Source organism: uncultured Algibacter sp. (genome assembly GCF_947490405.1).
Taxonomy (GTDB): domain Bacteria; phylum Bacteroidota; class Bacteroidia; order Flavobacteriales; family Flavobacteriaceae; genus Algibacter_B.
Genome location: NZ_CANLGU010000009.1, coordinates 23,278 through 42,632 on the forward strand (window position 1 = coordinate 23,278; position 19,355 = coordinate 42,632).

General features: G+C 33.0%; 11 protein-coding genes and 1 tRNA gene. All 12 read right to left on the bottom strand.

The features are described 5' to 3' along the window. Positions 1–6: 6 nt before the first annotated feature. Positions 7–3,255, bottom strand: a complete 3,249-nt coding sequence (locus Q0772_RS15650; RefSeq protein WP_298346731.1) for a SusC/RagA family TonB-linked outer membrane protein — start codon at positions 3,253–3,255, stop codon at positions 7–9. A 419-nt stretch (positions 3,256–3,674) separates the two neighbouring features. Then, positions 3,675–4,049, bottom strand: a complete 375-nt coding sequence (locus tag Q0772_RS15655) for a cupin domain-containing protein (RefSeq protein ID WP_298346733.1) — start codon at positions 4,047–4,049, stop codon at positions 3,675–3,677. Positions 4,050–4,065: 16 nt separating this feature from the next. Then, entirely contained in the window at positions 4,066–6,318 is a 2,253-nt protein-coding gene (locus Q0772_RS15660; RefSeq protein ID WP_298346735.1) for an alginate lyase family protein, read from the bottom strand. Between the two features lie 41 nt (positions 6,319–6,359). Next, positions 6,360–8,966 (bottom strand): chondroitinase-B domain-containing protein, encoded by a 2,607-nt coding sequence (locus Q0772_RS15665; protein ID WP_298346737.1) that lies wholly within the window; start codon positions 8,964–8,966, stop codon positions 6,360–6,362. Positions 8,967–8,988: 22 nt separating this feature from the next. After that, positions 8,989–10,053, bottom strand: a complete 1,065-nt coding sequence (locus tag Q0772_RS15670; RefSeq protein WP_298346739.1) for a T9SS type A sorting domain-containing protein — start codon at positions 10,051–10,053, stop codon at positions 8,989–8,991. A gap of 108 nt (positions 10,054–10,161) precedes the next feature. Next, entirely contained in the window at positions 10,162–11,178 is a 1,017-nt protein-coding gene (locus Q0772_RS15675; RefSeq protein WP_298346742.1) for a polysaccharide lyase family 7 protein, read from the bottom strand. Positions 11,179–11,194: 16 nt separating this feature from the next. After that, positions 11,195–13,504 (bottom strand): chondroitinase-B domain-containing protein, encoded by a 2,310-nt coding sequence (locus Q0772_RS15680; RefSeq protein WP_298346744.1) that lies wholly within the window; start codon positions 13,502–13,504, stop codon positions 11,195–11,197. 84 nt (positions 13,505–13,588) lie between these two features. Then, positions 13,589–14,953, bottom strand: a complete 1,365-nt coding sequence (locus Q0772_RS15685; RefSeq protein ID WP_298346746.1) for a T9SS type A sorting domain-containing protein — start codon at positions 14,951–14,953, stop codon at positions 13,589–13,591. Between the two features lie 353 nt (positions 14,954–15,306). Further along, positions 15,307–15,380, bottom strand: a tRNA-Arg gene (locus tag Q0772_RS15690). Positions 15,381–15,408: 28 nt separating this feature from the next. After that, the gene (locus Q0772_RS15695; protein WP_298346748.1) at positions 15,409–15,858 is read right to left on the bottom strand and encodes a GatB/YqeY domain-containing protein; all 450 of its coding nucleotides are present in this window, start codon (positions 15,856–15,858) and stop codon (positions 15,409–15,411) included. A gap of 133 nt (positions 15,859–15,991) precedes the next feature. Further along, a complete protein-coding gene (gene ftsZ / locus Q0772_RS15700; RefSeq protein ID WP_298346750.1) occupies positions 15,992–17,986 on the bottom strand; it encodes a cell division protein FtsZ in 1,995 nt (664 codons plus the stop codon). Between the two features lie 54 nt (positions 17,987–18,040). Beyond that, positions 18,041–19,354, bottom strand: coding sequence for a cell division protein FtsA (ftsA, locus tag Q0772_RS15705; RefSeq protein ID WP_298346752.1), 1,314 nt, complete (start codon positions 19,352–19,354; stop codon positions 18,041–18,043). Position 19,355: the final 1 nt, after the last annotated feature.

Sequence of the window (19,355 nt, forward strand, 5' to 3'; positions counted from 1 at the left end):
AGTTAATTAAAATTGAAAGTTAATACCAGCTGATATAGTTCTTACCACAGGCCCGTCTCCTCTTTGGTAACCTGCTGTTAAAGGTGTATTTGCATTACTTGATGTTTGTCCTGCAGCTTCTGGGTTAAATCCTTGGTATCCTTTTGCTGTCCAATACAACAAATTATTTCCTGTTAAATATATTCTCAATCTATCAAAATTTAGTTTGTTAGTTAATCTCTCTGGAATAGTATAGCCTATAGTAATGTTTCTTAATGTTACAAAAGAAGCATCTTGTATGTGCGCACTAGTAAATCTTCTTGCAACAACCTTATCTCGTTCTACTTCAGGTAGTGCTGTAGCTTGGACAGCTCCTTCACTTGCAAAAAGTAATTGATCTAAATCTGCCACCCTAACTTCTCCACCATGAGACCCTTGGAACTGAAAAGTGAAATCTAAGTTTTTATATGAGATATCGGAATTGAATCCCCAAGTGAAATCTGGATAAGGACTACCTATTTCCGTTCTATCATCTGCATCTATAATACCATCTCCATTTAAATCTTTTACATATACTTCAGCAAAATCATTATTAAATCTATTGAATGGGTTTTCGATAAAATCTATATCAATTTCCCTATCAAAAACATAACCATAGAATGATGTAATAGGCAAACCTATTCCAGCAATAAACTCTGTAGGTCTACTTTCTTGATCTATTCTAGATATTATTTGTTCATTTCCTCCTAAATCTAATACTTCATTTCTATTTAAGCCAAATTGACCAGAGGCTCTCCAGCTAAAATTCTCATTGGTCCAAATTCTAGAACTTAAAGCAAGTTCAACACCTTGGTTCCTTACTTTTCCTATATTTTGCAAAAATGTATCAACACCATAAGTTGCAGAAACTGGAGCAGAAAGTATTAAATCTTCACTAGTCCTTGTATAGTAATCGGCAGTCAAGCTAAATAGATTTCTTCCGAAAGTTATATCCAGACCAGGGTTAAACTCAACTAATTTCTCCCAACCTAAATTTGAATTTGATAACGCAGTATTTTTAACACCCGATTCTCCATTAGCACTTATTACAGCATAGGTTTCTTCAAATCTATATAAGGAATCAAATATGTTATTTGAAATTTGATTAGAACCTGAAATACCATAACTAGCTCTTAACTTAAGAAAGGTAATAACATCACTTGAGGCTAAGAACTCTTCACTTGACACATTCCACCCAACAGATGCAGCTGGAAAAAATCCAAATCTGGTATTAGAGCCAAACCTAGTACTACCATCTGTACGTGCTGAAATTTGCACCAAGTACTTTTCATCATAGTTATAGTCTAACCTACCAAAATAAGAAACTAATTTATCCGATCCGTTTTGTGTAAATGTTGTACCGCCGTCTGCTAGTGCAATGTTGTTGTTAAAATCATTAGAATAAACACCAAAAGCTTCTGATTCTTGTCTAGAAAAGTCTCTATTAGTGAATTCAAAACCTAGAATAGTATTAAAGTTATGGTTGCCAAAACCTCTCTTGTATCTTAAAACAGATTCAAAAACATACTGATTTACCTCATCTCTTCTTTCTAAACGAAACGCCTCATCGCCGAAGTTTACAATGTTTTCATTTCCAAAAACAAAATCCGCGTTATTATTCTTAGTATGTCTAAAAACACCCGAAACAGTCTGCTTAAAGTTAAGACCTTTGGCTAATTTAAAATCTATATAGGCAGAAGCATTTAAACTAAACCTTCGTTTTATTCTTGATCTTTCAAAATAAGGTACCAGTGGACCAACATTTCTAGTTAGACCTAATGTTAACTGCCCTGGCAAACCTTGTTGGGTATTAACTACTGGAAGCCCAGTGGCTGGATCTATTAAAAGGCTTCGAGGATTATCTTGATCTTGAAAAAATACTCTATCAAAAAGTCTGGAAAACCCATAACTACCAACTTCAAGATTTTCGTATTGAGTTCCTGCAGTACTTAGTTCTCCTCCTGCATCTCTGTATGCATTAAAAATATCTAGATGCTCTTGATTTAAGCGAAGTGGTATAGCACCGTATTGTCTTAACGCATCAGTAAATCTAGCAGGTAACCTGTCTTGATCATTATAACTAGCACGCAGGTTAACTCCTGCTTTTATCTTTTCGTTTTTAGACTTAGTATCTATCTTTAAATTAGCATTATATTTTTTAAAATTATCAGCTAAAGCAATCCCTTCATCCTCAAGATATGCCACAGATGCAGAATATTTTGTGAGCTTAGATCCCCCTCTTGCCCCAAATGAATGACTTGTTATGTTACCACCAGGTAAAATTTCTTTCTGTAAGTCTAATTCACCTCCACTTAAAGATGATAAGTAATCCCAAGCTTCTAATTCAGCATATGCTTGATTGTACCTAAGATTAACTCTATCAAAATTTACAGGATCTACAATACCATCAACAGCACTTTGTAAACCGTCCAAACGAGACCTCTCTTCAGCAACTGAAAATGTAAAATTCTCATTGTCGGTTGCAAATTTATAACCTGTAAATGTATTATAAGAAAACCTTGTTTTTCCCTCTACCCCCTGTTTGAGCGTAACCAAAATAACGCCATTTGCTCCACGAGACCCATAAATAGCCACTGAAGAAGCATCTTTTAAAACACTTATCGATTCAATATTATTGTTATCAATAGAAGATAAAATATCTGCATCAGTTCCTAACACAACCCCATCAACGACAATTAATGGTGAAGAGGAACCTGTTATTGAACCAGGACCTCTAAGTGTTATTTTTGGATCGCCCCCTGCTTCAGACGCTACAGTTTGTATTCTTAAACCCGCAACTCTACCTTGAAGTGCATCTTCAACACGAGCAACCGCAATGTCTTGAATCTCTTTAGAGTCAATCTTTGTTAGTGCACTTGTTACATTCTTTTGTTTTTGCTCTCCGTATGCTACAACTACGATTTCATCTAGTTCGCTTAAATCTTGCAAAAGCATCACATTAATAGATGTTTGATCTCCAACAATTACTGTTTGAGACTTAAACCCAATATAGGAGAATTGCAAAACATCTCCTTTGTTAACTTTAATTTCATAACTACCGTCAAAATTAGTAATTACTCCCTTCGTTGTATTTAGCACAACCACATTAACACCAGGAATAGGAAGGTTATCATCTGCTGAAACAACAGAACCTTTTATGGTAATCCCGCTTTGAGCAAACAAAACAATATTAGAAAATAATATTACGATTAGAGTTAGCTTAAATTTTAAATTCATAATCCGTTTTTTTATATAAAATCAATACGTATTTTTTTATTCACATTAATTGAGTTAGTGAATCAAATTATATAAACTCCAAATCCAACATTTTTTTTTGTAATTTTGTTAAATACGATGGTATTTATATTACTATAAATACAGTTGTATTTTACTTCCCTCCTAAAAGAAGTAAATGAATTTTAAAAGGATAGGCGTGCACCTGTCCTTTTTTTATAAAATCCTTTTAGATATTTTAAATTGCTGTGAAGTGTTATACATTTTAGTTTAAATTGTTTAATTTTTGGTTAACATAAAATTGGTTAACCAGATTGGTTATCCAAATATATATTATTTTTTTGTTATAACCAATTAAATTTGAGTTTTAATACTGATATCTAATAAAACCACAAGAAGCCAGAGTTAGATTGCTTACTCTATTACTTTTTATCCCCAAAATAAGAGACTCCACCACCACTGAGGAAATCCTCCCTTACCGGACTAAATGTATCAATCAGCATACCTTCTTCCAAGCAAACTGCACTATGTAATAAATTAGGTTCTATGTAAACACCATCTCCAGCCTCAACTATTTGCTTTTCGCCATCAATCTCAAATTCAAATTTACCAGAAACACAATACGTAGCTTGGGTATGAAAATGTTGATGTGGAGATCCTAACGCGCCCTTATCAAATTTCACTTTTACCATCATGATTTGATTATCATAACCTAAAAATTTTCTTGATACACCTCCACCAAGTTCTTCCCATTCCATGTTCTTTGTGATGACATACTTTTCACTAAATCGTTTCATAATATTTTAATTTGTTTTATTTTAATGTAAAAGCACCTTTCCAGATTAGCGCTTTATTATTTATAGTTAATTTATGCTCTATTTCTTTATCTGCATTCATATTTGAAATAGCAAATACTTTTGTTTTGCCTTTGGTAGTTTCAAATTGAACAACTGTATAGGCATCAGTATCAAAAACCACTTTTATAGATTTTATATTACTGTAGGCATTAAGTGCAGATTCTGAGATTGGACTATACGTACCATGTGATTCAATAATTGATGCAAATACCGTATTTTGGGTATCTTTTCTTCTAATAATTAAAGATGGTTCTGCCCTTAAATTATACTCAGGGTCATTAGCTCCAATTCTAGCCAAAATAACTTCATCATTAGCTGTTGCTGTTGCTGAATAAGAGTAAAACGTATTATTTGCTAACCAGGTAAGTTTAATATTATCTTGGTTTGGACTACCTTTTGCTTCTTCATATAAATGCTGATAGCCATGTTTTGTTCCTAAAACTTTAGGAGAATCGTACTTACTATAATTGAAATTGGTTTGCACAATCTGACCTAGATAATACAATGGCAAATCGTACTGATTAGGTGCATTAGATTTTACCCTCATTATATCTAACACGAAAGGATTACTATAATCCTTATCTTCTATCAAAACCATTGTGCGATGTAATTCTGTTCCCGGGTAAGCATTAGACTCTTTGGCACTAACCACTTGAACAGAGTTATTGGAGTCATCAAAAATGTACTTTTCTGAGTGATGTTTGGATCCTATATCATACTTACCTTTAAACTGTGATGCTTCGTTTTGAACAATTGTGTTGTGAGAAATGGTTTGTTTAGACCACGTTTTATTTTCTTCAAGGTAATTTCCCCCTCCTTTTTGCTCCACATTTACATAGCGTGCCATTCCATAATCCTGCACCACTTCATTTCCTTTTTCAAATAATGAAAATGATAATTTATCAAAATGCCCGTGACTTAAACCATGCGCTGTGTATTTGTAAACTAATTCTAAATTTTCATTTCTTAGCACGCCAACAGCCCCCTGATTACCATCTGCACCATCAGTTAATTCAATTGATTTTTTACTAAACGGTTTATCTTTTCCATTTTTTATTCCGAGTGCAACAGCTAATCCAGCATCATCTAAAGTTACATTGTTTTGACTTTTAGCAATACTTAACAACTCAGGATTATTACCTCCAAAATGATACGCAATATCTACAGCAGATACTAAAGATTTAGTTTGTAAAGACATCCCTTTTTGAGCATCATTAAGCACAAAAAAATCTCCATCTGCATCAGATAAATTAATTAATGCATTAACACTTTTTAGTAAAACACTGTCTTTATGATATAAAACATTTAGCTCTGGTTTTTTATTTTGAAGTGCTTGAGCAAAAATTAAAAATGGATATGATGCATACCTTTGATAATAAGGACCTTCAGTAAAATACCCATCAGGTGAAAAGGGCTCGTCTAAATTTGCTAAAAAACCCATTTTACCATCTCTATTTATATAACCACCATCATCATCTTTTAATTCAGGGTCAATTTTCCCTTCTTTATAACCATACATTGCTCTTTGTAATAAGCTATCATCATCAATAGCTAAAGCAATCATACCAACCGCTGCATTTCCCCAAGTGCTATGATTATGTACGCGATTAAAAAACTTTGGATTTTCTTTTGAAATAAAATCTGCAAAGGGTCTAAATAAATCTGTTTCTAATCTGTTGCGCTCTTCTTCTGATAAAAAATCATAAATACAATCATAAGCTTGACTTGTGTATACCAACCAGTTTGAATCATTTAAACATTGCCAAAACAGTTTACCTCTAGCGTATGAACGTGGTTTTGGATGAACAGAAAAGGTTGGATACAAAGCAGCATATTCCAACAACATATCCCTTACATATTTTGCATAGGTTTCATCTTCTAAAATTTGATAAAGCACACCCGCTTTTTGCATTTTTATATAATTCCTTTTATGACGCTCGTGTGTGTATCCTCCTGAATAGTCCTTTGGAATAGGCACTTCAATGCCATTTTTTATTTCAGCATCAACGTCTGCTTTAGTTTCAGACAACGATATATCAAAAATGGGTATACTTCCTAAATTAGCTCTAATTTGTTTAACACCTTGCTCTGTTAAAATTAAACTTGGATGCCCCGATTGAGCAGCTAAATTATTCTTATTGTTGCTATTGTCTTTACATGAAAAGAATATTAAAAAAATAATACATAAGATAGACATATTCCTTTTCATAATGTGTTTTGTTTTACTCAATTTTATAATGATAAGCATTTTTAATTTGAAACAACAATTATTCTTGAACCCGCAGTAATACCATCAGAAAAACTAATAATGTATGTACCACTACCAATAGATGATATATCTAAACTTAAATTTTGTGTTGCACCCAAAACTTGTTTTTCAAGTAATTTTCTTCCTTCTAAACTATACACTTTAATAGTGTTGATAGCATTAGTTAAGTTCTTAATATACAGTAAATTTTTTGCAGGAACTGGGTATAATTTTATACCGTTAACTAAATCGTTATTATTTATTGATAAATTACTTTGAGTACCAAAAAATTCTATTTCACTAATAGCAGACCAAACATTTGTTCTAGTATCACCAGCATTATTAAACCTACCGTAACCGACCAATTTCACATAACGCGCATTTACCATAATTTCATATTGATTAAAATCAGTAGTACCAGTGGCCGTAAGCAACAAATCTCCTGTTGTTGGTAAAGCCATTGTAAAATCTGAAACATTTGTTCCAGTTGTAGACACCCAAACTTGATACCCAAAAGAATCAGATTTGTTTGTAGTGTTGAATTGTATTAATTCAAGCTCGTATTCACTGCCTAAATCATAAATAATATATTCACCATCACCTTTATAATCTCCAGCAACCACAGCTCCGTCATCTGCAGCCCAATCGGTATCCAAATCTTTATCTAAAGTGTTTGAGGCATAATTAAATTTTGTAGTGCCATTTACTTCTTCTTTTGAAAATGAATGAATACTGACTTGATCTCCCGCTAAACCTGTATTAATAAGATCGTACAAATCAGTTAAATTAGCACCTTCTTGTGTTACCGTTAATGTTCTCGCTATATCATTACCTCCAGGATCTTGAGTAAACGTAACAGAACCCGATCTACTACTTGTATCTGTATTTTCTGTTACACTAACTGAAACTGTTGCATTACCAGTACCTGAATTTGTATCAATCGATATCCAAGTATCATTTGATATTGCAGTCCAGCTTACATTTGCATTAACATCTACATCATTACTAGAGGCTTCTGAAGCAAGCGCTGGTAATGTGCCAACCGTTAAATTGTCGACTACTACTATGGTACAATCACCATCAGCAATTGCAACTCCTATATTATCTAAAAAACAAGCCCCTATGCCATAACCAACCATATTATCAGTTTTTGGTATGAATGACCCCATATTTGCCCCTTTACCTGTAGATCCAGTCCCTGAAAATGTAAAGATTTCACCATCTGCCGTTGCTGTAATTCCTGTTTCTTCAGAAAAACCTGTAGTTGTTGCTCCTAAAGAAGTTCCTGTATAAACATTGCCCGAATAGGTTAGTCCAGTACCCATATTAGCAAAAGCACTGGCACTATCCCCAGAAATAACGTTAGTTACATTAGGGTCTGAAGTAGTAAAATAAATCAAGTTATCCGAAACTACTCCCAATGGGTCTGTTGATCCTTTATCTTCATTATAATACAAAGGTGCGTTTGTATTCACAATTGTGTTGTTGGAAAGACTTGTATTTTCTACTTTTTGATATCCATTTGTAAGACCCGAAGCGCTGCAATCAACCGCAGCATTATCACCGCCTCCGATAAATGTAATACCATTGTTCCATTTGGCTTGACTAACAACAGTAATACAATCTTGAATATAATTATTTGTAATACTATGGTTGCTATCCGAAATCCTAATACCTCCTGTACCATCTACATCTTCTCCCAAAAAATAATTTCCATTAACAATAGCATCAGAACCATGACGTAATACTAAAGAACCTCTACACCTCCTAAAAGTATTATTTGTGTAGATATTATTTTTACTTTTATTCGTAATAATTTCGTTTTCACCATCCGCCTCTACAAAATAATTGTTTGTAACTGTAACATTAGCGTTTACGTTTTGGGTATTGCTAGAACCAATACGTATGGTTTCACTATCTCCTGCATTGGATAATGCAGTATCTATTTTTTCATATTTATAGAAATAATTATTGCTAATGGTATGGCCAACTGTAGCACAACGACCAGCATCAGCATTATACGAAAGTTCAACCAATACCGTAGCACCAGCATTTGTTTTATTCATAAACGAACAGTTGGTAACCGTGTTATACGTTCCATATAATACAATCCACCTATGCTTTACGCTTGTGCCAGCCTCTTGATCACTTGGATCAACAGTTAAACCATTAATAGCACAATTTTGAATGATACTATAATTGGCGTAATCTGTACCATCTCTAAACTGAATAAAATTACTAGCACCATAACCGCCCTGCCAATAAAAACCATCAACAACCACGTAGTCTCCTCCGATATCCATCCTTAAACCACCAGTAAAAACAACACCACCTGGTGTTTCTGCTCTAAATATAATAGGATTTGTTGACGTACCATTACCAACAAAATTTATTCGCGCATCCGTATTATAGGTGCCATTTGCTAGTATGATAACATCTCCTGGTATGTAGGTTTGATTTTCTAAATCCTCGGGGTCTGTAATATTATATGTGGTTTGAGAAAACATAGTTAACGAGCAAAACAAAAACAGCAACATAAAACTATGTTTTTGTAACACAATCAAAATAGTATTTGAAATTTTTGAATATTGCAAAATAGTTTTCTTCATTTTAAAGATTATTTAATTTGAATCATTTAACCATTAATCTTTCAACACCAACAGTAAAAGAATCTTTACGAAATACAATAAAGTATAGACCTGGGTTGAGCTTGGAAATGTTAATATTCTTAGAAAGTGGTTTTAATTGATTTACAAGACGACCTAAACTATCATATATATCCAATTGATTAAAAGTGTTAGCTGTTGCTTCTAGTATTGAAACTTGATTTGAAGCCGGGTTAGGCACAATCCTAATCGATTTTTTTTTTAAGTTAGAATCATTCACCGATAAAGCATCTACCTCTTCTATACTAAAACCAGAAAACAACGCTTGTTCGTCTCTTAAATCTGCAGCATTAAGTAAACTTCTATAAATACCCCATTTTGGTCTTACAAATTCTGCTCCTGATCTCCAATTGACAATAGCATTATTAGAATAACTAAATAATTCGCTACCATCGCTAACCTTATTTATTTCAATGGCATATGTGCCAGCTGTTCCGTAGGTAATAGTTTCTATTACCTCAAGCCAAATTCCTGTAAATGGTAACAAGTCTGTTTTTTTTAATGTGATTTGACTATTGGTTTCTGCATAGCGAAGTTCCAACTGATCAGGAGCTCCTTTTCTTGTGGTTAAGGTATACATAGGCATACTTGCCAAATCCCCACCTACAGATTTTAATTGATGTATGTGCGTAAAATTTGGAGACGACTGAAAACCTACATCCAATTTAAATTTCCATTTATAAACAACAATTTCTCCCTCAATACCCTTTAGGTTATCTGGAGATTTATCATAGGCTTTTATTTCGTTACGCTGTCTGTCAAAATTTATACAGCGATCATTATCTGGCGTAACATGAATTTGAAATCGAAACACATTTGTATTTAATTCAGCATTAAAAACCTCATCAATGTGTCTCCCAAAAGCTGAATGATTACAATCTGGGGATTCAATAACGTTATGTCCTGGTGCTAATACAGAATTAATTAACTCATATGTATTTCCTGACCCATCGGCATCCAACAAGACTTGAGCATTTACAATCTGAAAATAGAATAACAGTGTAAAACTAAATATGATCGAGAATTTCATTTTAAAATTGGTTAACCAGTTTGGTTTACCAAATATACATATATTTGTAAGTTATGCAAAATAAAACGTGTTAAATTCAGACTGAAATGTAATAAGCTAAAGGAAGCTTTATAATGGAGGCGTGCTTAACCCAACAGATGCTTCTTTAAACCAGACTTCAGCATAACTTCCGTTCTCATACTGTTTGGCTATATCACCTTTATAAGTTTCAGATTTAGTAGATTTTTCGTTAGCTTGATTATATGCTCCTTGTTTAAAAAATTGTTTCTCTCCAGCATAAGCATTTTCCTGTTCAACACCATTTCGTCCTCTTAAAGTATATATTTCTGTAACTTGTTGAGGTCTGTAAGATCTTTTTGAAAAATCTGATTTTAATAAATTTTTAGTGAATTTAACCGATTCATGACCTCCTCTTGTAAAAGTGAGATACATAATTCCTTTATAAACATTTACTTTATAAGTAAACACTTCACCTAAAGCTATGCCATCTTCTGGTTCTTTGGGATAGGTATCTGAATCTGCTCCAACTACTGAAAAATCATAACCCCAAACTGATGTAGAAAAGTCCCATCTACCCGAATTATTGCCTTTAGTATTTATTTCGTAATTCCAAAATACAGAGCCTTTAGTATGTCCAGGGAATTTTTTAAAATATATTTTTAATGGCTCATTTTTGTGTCCTTCATCACTGTGTATTTGTCCAACCACTACCGAAAATGAAGAAGAGACTGTAGCATCTCCTGTAGTTGATACATGCTCCACTTTTAAAGTCCCTGTTAGTTTACCTCCTATTTCTGGTATCCAACGTTTCTTTTCTCCTAATTCTGTTCTTGTATTACTTGAATTTGGTGACGTAATACCAGCATTTGGAGTTTTATATACAACCCAATTCGTTTCACCATCATTTTCAACATAAAAAAAACCTTTCTTTTTATATTTCAAAAGCGCATCTGTTTTACTACCATCACCTAAAAGGATTTTCCATTTATCCATAAAAGGAATAACATCACTTGGAAATATTATAACATCGTCTGTTTTAGTTGTTGTTTCTATAGTAGTTTTAGAACTGTTTTTACAAGAAAACACTACAAAAAGCACAACAAATACGAATAACCACTTTTCCATTTTAGTTATGGAATTTTTAATACATTAATGTTAATTTCAAATTTTCTTCTACACGTATTTTACCTGAATTCGTAATTGTATTGTCAGCATGCGAATTATTTTTAGCACCCCACAATAAAGCTACAAGCTTTACTGAATTATTTTTAAAGGTATTATCTGAAATATCTACATTTATAATACCTCTTGTATTTATTAAAATACCGTTTTTTTCTTTGCCTCCACAATTGCTGAAAACACTATTAGATAGAATTAGATTTCCACCAATAGTAGACTCATCATAACCACCTCTGTAATAATCAATAACATTTTGTTTTACATTATTAAACTGGCAATTATCAACGGTTAAATATTCTGTATTATAATCACCTCTATCATTAGTTTCTTCAGATAATTCTAAACCATTTTCACAGTTTGAAATAGACGTATTTTTAAAAGTTATTCTTTCAGCAAATGACTGCTTATAAACTTTTAATACGTAGTTAAAATCACTTATATCACAATTTGTAACCGATAACCCAAAGTGTGTATACATATCATCTTTTAATGAAGCAAATGCATGTTGTGTTCCCGTGCCTTTTAAAATTACAGCATCTAAACTCAAAAACCCTTTTGGATGCAATTGAAATAAAGGTGTATTGGGTTCACCTGAATAATACAAAACAGTTTTTGATGCATCTAAAGCTTTAATGCTTAAATGCTTTTTAATATTAATGGACTGTTTTATCAAGTGCTTTCCAGTTTTTAAAACAATTATATCTCCATTTTCTGCTTCATCTATTTTAGATTGAAGATTATCACTAGCAGCAACTTCAATAGTTTTAGGTGCTTTAGCTTCAACTGTATCGGAAAACCAACTTGGTCCGTATTGAGATTTATCTAAAATTGAAGGATTATTAGCATCGGTGTTTACGACTGCTCCTATACTATTATTTGAGCTTCTTGAATTACCAAATAGATCTTTAGAAATTTTTTCAAACTCAAACCCTTTATAAGGTTGAACATTGATACTTAAAGCAGGCAAGGAGATATGTTCTGATACTTTTTTTAACTCAAAATCTAGTTGCTCTATCCCTTCAAACGTCTTAAATGCAACGTCTTGATTATTAATTATGTTATTCTTGAATGCAACCCCATCAGCTTTATCATGTTCTACAACGGGAGATTTATCTCCTGTTTCATTGTAAAGCACATTGTTTGCTATTATAGATCGAACGGGTCTTGCTGAACGAATTTCGGAAGCTGGCAATACATCCTTTTGAGCCAGATTTTGTCCAACTCCAAATTGCCAAGGTGAATTACAATTAATATAAGTATTATAAGCAACCACTAAATCTGTTACTTGATTATACCTGTTTAGAGGTGATTTTGGGATGCCATTCATGACAGCCAAAGGACTTCTAAAACTCTTACCTTTTAAATTATAAAAATAGTTATTAGTTACCCAATGCCCCGTATTAATAATTCTGATGCCTCCAATATTTTCATTTACGCCATCACCAATAAAATAGTTACCATCAATGGTACAGTAATTCCCATGTCTAGTAACCAAAGAGCCTTCACTTTTATAAAATACATTGTTTCTAAATTCGTTAAAATTGGTCTTACTAGATATAATTTCTACTTCACCGTTACACTCCTCAAATAAATTATTAGCAACCATAGTATAACTTGGAGACATAGATGAGTAACTATCGCCTATTTGAATAGTTTCACCACTTGCACCACCTTTTGGTGGCCTAGGTCCAAAATGGTTGTTAACAATTTGGTGGTAGTTATTAATGTGTTCATTTCCTTTTAAATCAACACGAATAGTTGGTCCGCGATTAGTTTTCCCAGCGATATAGCAGTTACTTAAGGTGTTGTGTCTTCCCCAAAATTGCACCCATCTATCTGCATCATCGCGTGTCATTTTATTAAAATCTTCAATAACGCTATTAGTTAAAGTACAATGATTAGCTATTGTTTCTTTATCTGTTCTAAATACCACAACTGCCTCATCCGGAGAATAACCATTTCTAAAATGAAGTCCATCTACTACTAAATATTTACCTCCAAATTTTAAGCTAGACACACCTTCAATAAAAACTTCACCAGCTGTTTCAGCTTTAATGGTAATAGGTTTACTCTCGCTACCTTCTGCTTCAAACTTTATTTCAACATCTTTCCATGTACCATTTGCCAGAACAATTACATCTCCTGGTTTAACTTTATTAATAGACTCTTCTAATTCAGAAACAGTAGTAACCAAAACACCTAAATCAGTAGAAACCCTATTACATGAAAAACTCAAAAAACTTAGAAAAGCGATAAACAAAAACCTTCTCATAAATGATGATATTAAAAATGTAAGATAAAAAAAAGTCTTTATTTTAAGGAATAAAGACTTTCCAACTCTAAAAATCAAACTAAATTACTCAACTATTATTTTCTTATTAACAGCACCTTCAAGAGTATCAATCTTTAACAAATACAACCCTGAATTTAAGCTAGAAATATTTAATGCGTTATTCTCTAATCCGTTTTGAGAAAAAACTTGTTTTCCTAACAAATCATAAATTTTGATAGAAGACACCTCAATAGTATTTGAATCTATATACAATAGATCTTTTGCTGGGTTAGGATAAATATTGAAGTTTGACACTAAATTACCTTCTACAGAAAGCGTCTGAAAACTCACATTAATTTCGCCATATGTTAACCCCCCAAAATCGCTTAAATTCATACTTGTTAATTCTGTACTAGGCACATTTCTAGTTCCTGTACTACTAAACCTCCAATCAGGATATGATACAGAATTTACACGTCCAGCCATCCAATCGTCATTATTAACAGCATCTACAGTACAAGCAAAACCAGTAGAAGTACCTTGTCTTGCTACATAATTAGGATACTGATTAAGTGTAACTATTGTAGGAGATAGGGAACTATCAAAACGAAGTAAAGGGTCTGTAGAAAGAAGTTGTTCAACAAAAATTATTTTACCATAACCAAATTCACCTACTTCTCCATTACCAGTAGTAATGTCATCATCATCTAATATACTGACAGAATCGTATATCGTCCAAGTTAAGGCAGCTCCATCAAGAACCCCATCTTCATTAGTATCTACAATCTCATCCTTTGGATCTGTAGCAGATTGCACTATCATATATGTAGCACTTTGATCATTAAAAGTTCCATCATATCCGATATCTGGGGTAATTGATGAAATATTGTAGTTATTTAAAGTTTCGTTATTTCCATCTGAAGGACTTTCATCTGTCCAATCTATGGTATCAGCAACTAATTGTATAGTTACTACATTAGCATCTGAAGTAGCTAAATCAGTAGCAAAAGGATTAATAAATTTTGTACCACTTATATCTGCACCAAGTAAATCAACTGCACCAGTTCCTGTATTCATAGTAATATCAGCAACAATAGCTAAAATCCCATTACTACCAAATTGCAAGCCGCTTAAGTTTATAGATTCTCTAACTTTACCAATGTTTGATGAAACATCACTATCATCACCATCTCCATCTACTACAATAAAATATACATTAGCTGGAATAGTGGCATTTGCTGGCCCTCTAAATTCAAAGTATTCAATACCTGCATCTGTATCCGTTTGATAAGGCTCCATGGAGGAATTATCAGAATCATTAAAAAAGGCAGTACTACTATTAGGAGGGCTTGGAACTATTTCACTAATAAAATAGGAGGTATGATCATAAGTTTGGGAGTACCCCAAAGTATATACACATAGTAATAATAAAAGTAGTTTTGTTTTCATAATATCTAGTTTAGAAAAGTTAAAAATCAGTCTACCATACTTTTTGGAAAACCAAATTGGTTAACCAGATTGGTTTTCCAAATATATTGCTTTTTTTTTAGGAAACAAATTTTTTAACACAAATACAAAGGGATTAATTGACAACTATGTTAGAAAAATTAGTTTACAACAAAACATTAACTTCTTTAAAGGTATGATTCAAAAAAAAAATCAGGAGATAGATAAATTAAAATAAACACAAAACAATAGTGCAAATTAATTTAATACTAAAGAGCTTTTAATCTATGTTATAGGGAGAAATAAAAAACTCTGTATACAAATATATTGATACAGAGATGTTTTCTATTTATTCGTGACCCCGACAGGATTCAAACCTGTAACCCTCAGAGCCGAAATCTGATGCGCTATTCAGTTGCGCCACGGGGCCGTTTTCTGCGTAAAGCAGATATATTATTTTATGATAACTTTGCTTTTACAATATTAGAAATAGTTTTTCCATCGGCTTGTCCAGCTAGTTCTTTACTTACCATACCCATAACTTTTCCCATATCTTTCATACCTTCTGCTCCTGTTTGCTCTATTACGGCTACAACAACTTTCTCAATCTCTTCTTCACTTAATGCTTCTGGTAAAAATTGACTAATAACTTCTGCTTCGTCAATTTCTGGTAAGGCTAAATCTTTTCTATCTTGATTTAAATAGATTGCAGCACTATCCTTTCTTTGTTTTACTAATTTTTGAAGTATTTTGAGTTCTTGCTCTTCTGTTAAATCTTCTTTTGCTCCACTTTCAGTTTGCGCTAATAAAATGGCTGATTTCACAGCTCTCAATGCGGTTAAAGCGGTTTGATCTTTAGATTTCATAGCTTCTTTCAAAGCTATCATTATGTCTTGTTGTAAACTCATAATTTCAAATATTTACTGAATGCGAATATAGAAAATAGATTTCTGCATTTACAGGAATAACAATAAAAAAACCCGAAAAAAGGAGGGAATCTTTTCGGGTTTTTAAATAACACACTAAGTTTAATTCTAATAATTAATCTACATTATCATGCAAAAACGAATTATTATTTCTTAATTGTATATCATCATTATCATCTAATCCAATACTTGTTCTTGATAAATCATTACTTTCAGAAGAGTGCTTAGTTTCATCTAAATCAACTCCTTGGCGTTTATAAGCTGGCACCTTTTCTATATCATCAATTTTAGCATTATTGAATTTATAATTAAAGTCTTTCATCTTACGTCTGCGTTCTTCTGCTCGCTCTTTCAATAATTCTGAAATCGGGCTATTCATCGGATCAATTTCCTCAACTTCATCATCAATAACGAGTTCATTTAATACCTTCTTTTCAAAAACAACTTCTTCATCAACTTCTTCTAATACCTCTTTTGTTGTCTGTTGTGTTTGATTAATCGAAGATTCTACTTCAACATAATCATCTAAAGCATAACGTATATCTCCTTCTTCATTAGTTTCATTAACTGTAATCAATTCAACATAATCATTTACTTCAATATCATTCACATCATCAGTTGAATCATCAGTTAAGTCATAAGAAATAATATCTTCCATAGGCTCTTCCATTTCCTCGTTTGAAGAAGATAGTGGTAAGTCAAAAGTCAATGTTATTTGTTGCTCTTCTTCAATATTATCTGATATCACTTCAACATCCTGAACATCTTCAATATCTGTTGCCATTCTAGTAACTGGCTTAATAATGAAATCTTCATCCTCTTCGAGAGTATTAATGTTAGCACTTACTTGATCATAAACCACATCCATATTCTTAATAATTTCCGAAGTAGGAATTAAGTCAATATTTTCAGGTACGTGCTGTATGTCTTCCTTTTTCACAAAAGAAACTTCCTCTTCTTCTATCTCTAAAGTATGACGCACTAATGGTGTTTCTTTCTTTTCTTCAAGCTCAATAATTGGCTCAATGATTACTGGCTCTTTTTCTTTAGAATCTAGCTCCTGCTCTTCTCCTAAAGCATGAACTACCTTTTTGGTTTCAGTATTAGAAATTTCGTCTTGTTGCTCAATATCGAAACCAGTAGCTATGATAGTAACAGCTATAGATTCCTCCAAAGCTTCATCTTCACCAACACCCATGATAATATTAGCCCCATGGCCTGCTTCATTTTGAATATGATCATTGATTTCTCCAATTTCATCAATTGTAATTTCTTGAGATCCAGAAACTATAAGTAATAATACGTTTTTAGCTCCTGTAATTTTATTATCGTTTAATAATGGAGAGTCAAGTGCCTTACGAATAGCATCTTGAGCACGATTTTGACCTGATGCTAATGCTGACCCCATAATAGCTGTACCACTATTACTTAAAACGGTTTTAGCATCACGTAAATCGATGTTTTGAGTGTAGTGATGTGTAATAACTTCTGCTATTCCACGAGCAGCTGTGGACAACACTTCATCTGCTTTAGAAAACCCAGCTTTAAAACCAAGGTTTCCATATACTTCGCGAAGTTTATTATTGTTTATAACAATTAACGAATCAACCACATCTCTTAATTTCTCAATCCCTTTTTGAGATTGCTCGATACGCATTCTACCTTCAAATTGAAATGGCATAGTAACGATACCTACTGTTAGGATATCTAAGTCCTTTGCCATTTTAGCAATTATAGGAGCAGCACCAGTTCCTGTTCCCCCTCCCATTCCAGCAGTAATAAATACCATTTTAGTATTGGTATCTAGCATTTGAGAAATATCATCAAAACTTTCTACAGCAGATTGTTCGCCTATATCTGGATTTGCTCCAGCACCTAATCCTTCAGTTAAGTTAACGCCTAATTGGATTTTATTAGGAACACCACTGTTTTGTAGGGCTTGCGCATCTGTATTACAAATGTAAAAATCTACGCCTTTGATACCTTGCTGAAACATGTGGTTAATGGCATTACTACCACCGCCACCTACACCAATGACTTTAATAACATTTGACTGATTTTTAGGTAAGTCAAATGAAATACTTGTTTCGAATTCTTTTTTGCTGCTCATAAAATTCTGTTTTTCTGGGGTTTTGTACTTAATATTTTGATTCAATGGATTTAATTACTCAGCGTTATCTAAAAAATCTTTAACGCGCTCTGTTAACTTATCAAGAAATGAGCGTCTTTCCTTGATAGGCTTTTCTTTAATCTCTTCTTCAACTAGCGGTATTTCTTCTTCATTTACAACTTGCTCTTGTTGCTCAATCTTCTTTCTTTCTTGACGTTTTAAACCATCTAAAACCAAACCAACTGCTGTGGCAAATAAAGGGCTTGTAATATCATCATCACTATCACCAGCAAGGTGTTCATTAGGATAACCAATTCTGGTATCCATTCCTGTAATATATTCTACTAATTGTTTTAAATGTTTAAGCTGACTGCCACCACCTGTTAAAACAATACCTGCAATTAATTTTTTCTTTTGCTCTTCGTGCCCGTAATTTTTAATCTCGACATAAACCTGTTCTACAATTTCAACAACACGAGCATGTATAATTTTAGACAAGTTTTTTAATGTAATTTCTTTGGGCTCTCTACCTCTTAAACCAGGAATGGAAACAATCTCGTTATCTTTATTTTCCCCTGGCCACGCAGAACCAAATTTTATTTTTAATAATTCTGCTTGTTTCTCAATAATTGAGCATCCTTCTTTTATATCTTCAGTAATCACATTTCCTCCAAAAGGAATAACGGCTGTATGACGAATTATACCATCTCTAAAAATAGCTAAATCAGTCGTTCCACCTCCTATATCAATCAAAGCAACACCTGCTTCTTTTTCTTCTTGACTTAATACAGCATTTGCTGATGCTAAAGGCTCTAGCGTAATCCCTTCAAGATTTAATCCTGAACTTTGAACACAACGACCTATATTCCTGATAGAGGATACTTGACCAACTACGACATGAAAATTTGCTTCAAGGCGACCGCCATACATTCCTATAGGCTCTTTTATTTCAGCTTGACCATCAACTTTATACTCCTGGGGTAAGACATGAATAATTTCTTCACCTGGAAGCATAACCAACTTATGAACTTGATTGATTAGCCTATCAATATCATCATCATCAATAACCGTTTCGGAATTTGAACGGGTTATGTAATCACTATGTTGTAAACTACGAATATGCTGTCCTGCTATACCAACAGTGACTTCATCAATTTTCATTTCCGCAGCGGCTTCAGCTTCTTGAACTGCTTGTTGAATAGACTGGATAGTTTGTGTAATGTTATTAACCACACCACGATGCACACCTAAACTTTTAGATTTACCAATGCCTAAAATTTCAACCTTGCCGTATTCATTTTTACGACCAATCATAGCTACTATCTTGGTAGTTCCTATGTCTAACCCTACTGATAAATTATGCTCCATA